The 5672-nt window shown below is 45.4% G+C and carries 4 protein-coding genes; all 4 read left to right on the forward strand.

The window, feature by feature from the left end; translation table 11 throughout:
• Positions 1–617, forward strand: a 617-nt coding sequence (locus J3482_RS19300; RefSeq protein WP_206922972.1) for a hypothetical protein, incomplete at its 5' end; no start/stop codon positions are given.
• 226 nt (positions 618–843) lie between these two features.
• On the forward strand, positions 844–1365 hold the full coding sequence (locus J3482_RS19305) for a hypothetical protein (RefSeq protein WP_021297474.1): 522 nt from the start codon (positions 844–846) through the stop codon (positions 1363–1365).
• A gap of 195 nt (positions 1366–1560) precedes the next feature.
• Complete coding sequence (locus tag J3482_RS19310; protein ID WP_021297475.1) at positions 1561–2931, forward strand: hypothetical protein; 1371 nt, start codon at positions 1561–1563, stop codon at positions 2929–2931.
• 89 nt (positions 2932–3020) lie between these two features.
• The gene (locus tag J3482_RS19315; protein WP_206922973.1) at positions 3021–5597 is read left to right on the forward strand and encodes a hypothetical protein; all 2577 of its coding nucleotides are present in this window, start codon (positions 3021–3023) and stop codon (positions 5595–5597) included.
• The last annotated feature ends 75 nt before the right edge of the window (positions 5598–5672 follow it).

Below are 5672 nucleotides of genomic sequence, written 5' to 3' on the forward strand. Positions count from 1 at the left end.
ACAAAGATAGCAACATGGCTAGCGAAGTACCGAGCAACAAAGCTAACAATGTGGCTAGTGAAGTACCGAGCAACCAAGCTAGTGATTCGGCTAGCGAAGTACCGAGCAACAAAGATAGCAACATGGCTAGCGAAGTACCGAGCAACAAAGATAGCAACATGGCTAGCGAAGTACCGAGCAACAAAGCTAACAATGTGGCTAGTGAAGTACCGAGCAACCAAGCTAGTGATTCGGCTAGCGAAGAAGCGAGCAACGAAGCTAACGATTCGGCTAGCGAAGTACCGAGCAACAAAGATAGCAACATGGCTAGCGAAGTACCGAGCAACAAAGCTAGCAATGCGGCTAGCGAAGTACCGAGCAACAAAGCCAGCAATGTGGCTAGCGTACAAGTGGAAACTTCTCAAACGTCAGGCACTACAAACATCGCTGAGGTCCTAAGAAGACCACAAAAGGTTGAAAAACGATATAGAGGCTTTTACTTGATGCCAGAAGTGGACGATGCCTTAAATGCAATAAAAAGTGAGTATGGTCGAGGAGTTCTCTCTGACCTTGTGAATGCAATCTTAACCGATGGATTAAACGCGCATGGCCTTCTTGTACGTAAGACATCGGAATGAAGTGGTATTTAACGTTATCTTTTGCGCTGAAATTTTCTCATTAAAGTCGTGAGTCTTTGAATTTTATTCTGTCAATCCGTTAAATCTCCAAGGAAGCCAGAGCACAACTACAAGCGGACACCATCCTACGATCAAGTGATGGGTCTGCTTCTTTTTCTATTGGATCTCACCTTTCGACAGACTATGACAGAGCTCATATCGTATTGTCGCGATGAGGTGAACCGATATGGAGGATATTCGATTCCAACCACGCTGGAACACAAAAGCCGTAGCCATTTCCGCTCAAATGAAAGAAGTTACTATTCGCAAATACTGTGCATTACTTGAAGCCGCAGGATATACATTTACACGTATTAATGACCGTGGAGACCGTAGATTCTCCGACATTGAAATTGAAATGATAATCGATATGCGAAGGTTGAGTGAGGAATCCGACATGGATGTGAAGCAAATAGCGGAGATCCTTGCGAAACAATACAGTAAACCGTCATTCATTTCGGAAGATACGCATGTTGACCAAACCAGGAGTAATGAACTTCGAGAAATTGTAGAAAGTGCAGGGCGCCAATTTGGGTCTATAGCAAAAGAAGAGATGAGAGAAACAGTTCGAGAAGAAATAAAATCTGAGCTTGAAAGTCAAATGAACGATTTAAAAATCCATATTACAGAAGAACTATTGGAGATTAGGAAAGAAGTTGCTGCAAGTCGGGAACTGCCAAAAAGGCCATGGTGGCGATTCAGAAAGTAACACACATAGCGACACGTCATTATAGATAGTCGGTGAGGGGAACTTTTTTTCTGATGAAATAGCGCGAAACCGTAGCGGAAAGTACATTTTTGCTACGTTAACCTAAAAGGTGTGGGGATATTTTATCTTTGAGTTGGCAATGCAGCCCAAAAATACCTGCTAAACTAAGATTAAGAAGAGGAATGGAGGAAAAACATGAAGCGTACAGCAATTGCCGCAGTTGCGATAACACTCGGCACACTCGTACCAACGATGTTCGCCACATCCGTCGATGCCGCGACTTCGAAACACACAATGAAGGTAGCGACCATCGTTCTCAATGGTTCGGTGGTTTCTAAGCCTGATAAATTCGTCGCTGGTACTCCGGCAACCACATATATGCCGATATTTTATGTACAACAACTCATCAACAAGGCTCTTGGTATCTCATCGTCATCAGACGTTTGGAACGGTTCTGCAAAAACGTGGACTCTCACCGTATCCGGAGCAAAACCAAACGTCATTTCTCAAGGATCTGGCGCAGCTATCAACGTAAATGGAACAACCATAGAACACGCACCAGTTCTCATCGACGTCGATCCGTCATCAGGGCAATCGACGACGTTTATGCCTATCTATTACGTACAGCAGTTGTTGAATCAGGTGCTCGGCATTCCAGCATCGGGTGACGTGTGGAACGGCAATACTGCCAAGTGGACCATCAATACAAACGCTCAGGGTATCTCTCAAAATACGATGGCGAACGCCATGTGGGACGTGTTCAACTCAATTAACTATGACGTTGTTACGCACGCAACGATGGATGAAGCTGGTGTGGCGCCGACATCTGATCCGGTAACCGCAGGTGATGTGGCAAATTGGCTGGCCGCGTGGGCAGAGAAATCTAAGGGCTATACGCTGAGATACAACGTAACTTCTTCGACTGGCCAAATAACGAAAGCAGGGACGTTTATCCCCTTTAACCTCGAATACGAATCCTCAACCGACCCCTATACGTGGGCAAGTGAAGGAGCATTGTTCCAAGGAACGAGCGTGACCAATTCGTCTAGTGTGATTTCATCGAGTGACGAATCGACTATCCTGTCTAACCTGAAGTGGTGGTTGACAGGGGATCGTGTTGTAAACGGCGTACATCACCTGCACGTTCCGATGTACGGTAACTTTATCAATTACGTATCAATCGTTCCGCAAACCTTGACGCCGCAACAGTATGAGAAAGCATTATCCCAGACGGAAAAATATTATGATGAGTTAACAGCAACTGTTTCGGGCGATACGGTGAATTTAACCCTTCCAGACGTCACAAATACGTCTGAAAAACTAGTGTGGAGGGCAGACGATGGTACATGGAAGAAAGGATACATCACAGGAGGGACTTCAAGAGTAGGAGATACCGGGGGAGTAACGTGGTCGTTCCAAAATGATACAAAGTGGGGACCGAGCATTGGGATAAGTGCTCTGAACGATAATTTGGAAGGATGGAGTATTGCTTATCCTAGTCTTGCAAGTGGCTCCCCAATCTTTACTGAACCTATTGATGGGAACAATGAGCAACCGGCACCCTAAATCATCACATTTTTAGAACAGAATCAATCTCTTGAGTCGCCTACTCTAAAAGTGGTGGCTCATTTCTTTATATACGCGAGGTTGATTCTATGACTAAACGAAAGTGGTTATTAACAAGTGCGAGCCTTCTGGGTGCAGGAGTTATTTCTATTGCTGTATTCGTTCAAAATGCTTTTGCATATACGATGTGGACTGGCGAGTCTTCGTTAAGCAATATTGTCAAGGTTGGAAGCACGCTTGCTATGGACACTAATGGCGACGAATTAACGGTGGTTGATAACGGCGCATACTCGGCTTTGAAAAACCAAAACCTCTACGCTGCCGAAGTTCATGATGTTGTCTACAAACCGGATGGCTCAAAAGATGGACAGGGAGACTGGCCGTTTCTTCAAGCGGACGTTTACGGTCAAAATGCAAACAACGGTTATCTGTTCATTGGTGATTCATCGACCGGGTCAACCAATGTTTCAGATTGGGTCAACCGCCTTGGAGGGAACGTTAACTATGTTGAAAATTACTTATCTCAGAATAATTATATTATTTCTCTCCAAGACACGGCTGAATTCAATAAACACCTTCAATACGACTCCTTTGCCGCGCTCGTCACCGCTTCTGGCGCCTATTTCGCGAAAGGGAATAGCCAAATCACTGACTCAGGGAAGACAGAAACGTTCAACGGCAAATCTGTCCCCATTGAAAATTCCACATACACCATCTATGAAACCAATCCACCGTCTGCGAATAGCATCAGTGTTTCAGGAAGCAGCGCTGGGGTTGTGACGCAAGGGCAACAGGCAACACTCACGTTAGTCTCTACTGAGCATTTGTCATCTGATTTCACTCACCACTACGATGCTGTAGAAGTAGTAAATAACTCAACGGGGACTAGCAGTTGGATTCTTGGTGACAACTCAGACGATATAAGCACAATGCAAGTGGAATCTGGCGGATCCGGTCAGAATACAGATACAGCAAGTTTTAACACTTCTACTTTGGCTCCCGGCAGTTATACTGCATATTTTTATGTCAGAGATGGAGTAGACCGGCCGGCTGCTACGTATGCAGAAACATCGTTCACCGTTCAACCTGGCACAACTTCAGGCACGACGAGTGGGCCGAGTATTACATTGTCAGCGAATCCAACCAATGTCCCAGCAGGTGGTTCGACTCAGCTTACTGCTACGGCAAGTGAAGCGCCAGCAGGGGATACGATACAAATCATTGATGAAAGCGGAGATAACACACTAATTAGTGGAAACTCGTATCAGAGCGCAAGTAACGTCTCTGCCACTACCTCAGCGTCTGACGATAAACCACAAACGGTAAATTATATTGCAAATATCATTGGCCCCATGAATAGCATTGTCGCAACATCTAATCAAGTGACTGTGAATTATGCTGGTGCGGCCGTTCAACCTAATACAACTTCACTTGATTTGTCAGCGAATCCAACCACATTAGCAGTGGGCTCTCCTACAACTCTAACAGTCACGGTTCCACCAGATCCGAACTCAGGTGCAGCCCCTAGTGGCGAGTTTGTACAGATTATTAACTCGGATACCGGACAAATTGTTACACCTGGACAGTATACAGGTAGCCCCGGTTTTACTTATGGCGTAAATGATCAGGGAGAGTACGAGAAGTATTCGGCGCCATATACAAGTAACACGGCAGGTACGCAGAACTTCGAGGCTGAGTTGTGGGATCCTGGTGTTACGCCATATAACAATCCACCATCTTTAACGTCCAATATTGTACCGGTTACATGGGTGCAGCCTACGGTGACTTTAACTGCCAATCCAACACAAGTGTTCTCTGGGCAGCAAGCACAAATTTCCTATACCACAGTAGGCATGACCTCTAATGATTATGTGACGATCACCGGAACAGGCGGACAAGATATGTGGTTCGAATCAAGCGACACGAACACAAGTGATAATTGGGCTGAAACTGAAAGCCCTCAAAATGGTGACGCAACCAAAGTTACTTACACAGCCAAACTTTACAACACGTCGGGCACTTTGCTTTCTACTTCCACGGTGTCCGTGACTTGGACAGATCCAACAATTTCGATGGGGGCGAATCCACAGAATAACGTGCCTGGGGAACCATCCACAATTTCATATTCCGTTGACGTACCTCTTCCATCAGGTTTTTCCGTGAGTATCACGCCTACTGGAAATGGTTCAGACATGTGGAATGCTACTGGACTTACTACACAAACAGGGACTTATCAGGAGACGGAGTACCCTGCGTCTGGTGCTACAATCTCTGTGAACTATACGGGTGAAATTATCAATGATTCAACTGGGCAAATTTTAGCGTCGGGGACAACATCCGTTTCATGGAACAATCCATGGACAGGCTCAATTAGCCTTTCTGCAAATCCGTTATTCTGTGCAACTGGTTCTAGTACAAGCTTGAGTGCAATCACTAGCCAACCGATTCCCTCGGGATGGAGTCTAACAATTACTGACGAAACCACAGGACAAATAGTATCGTCTATGGGGGTTTCGCCAGAAACAACACAATATACCTCGTACAAAGCGGAAACTGATACATTTGTTGCGTCATTAAACGATGGATACGAGGATGTGGGGACCCCCTCTAATACTGTGCAAGTTGTATGGAGCGCACTATCAGAGGGTGTAAAATATTTTGTGTAAACTCCCAACCCCAGTAAAATGGGAGTACAAGTTTGGGAGGACGTACACATGAGTTTGTTATCGAGAGAGCAGTTA

The sequence above is a fragment of the Alicyclobacillus suci genome (assembly GCF_017329615.1).
In the GTDB taxonomy this organism is placed as follows: domain Bacteria; phylum Bacillota; class Bacilli; order Alicyclobacillales; family Alicyclobacillaceae; genus Alicyclobacillus; species Alicyclobacillus suci.

Coding starts and splice junctions, on each gene's coding strand:
- J3482_RS19310 (WP_021297475.1), top strand. CDS start 1,561: ATGAAGCGTACAGCAATTGCCGCAGTTGCGATAACACTCGGCACACTC.
- J3482_RS19305 (WP_021297474.1), top strand. CDS start 844: ATGGAGGATATTCGATTCCAACCACGCTGGAACACAAAAGCCGTAGCC.
- J3482_RS19315 (WP_206922973.1), top strand. CDS start 3,021: ATGACTAAACGAAAGTGGTTATTAACAAGTGCGAGCCTTCTGGGTGCA.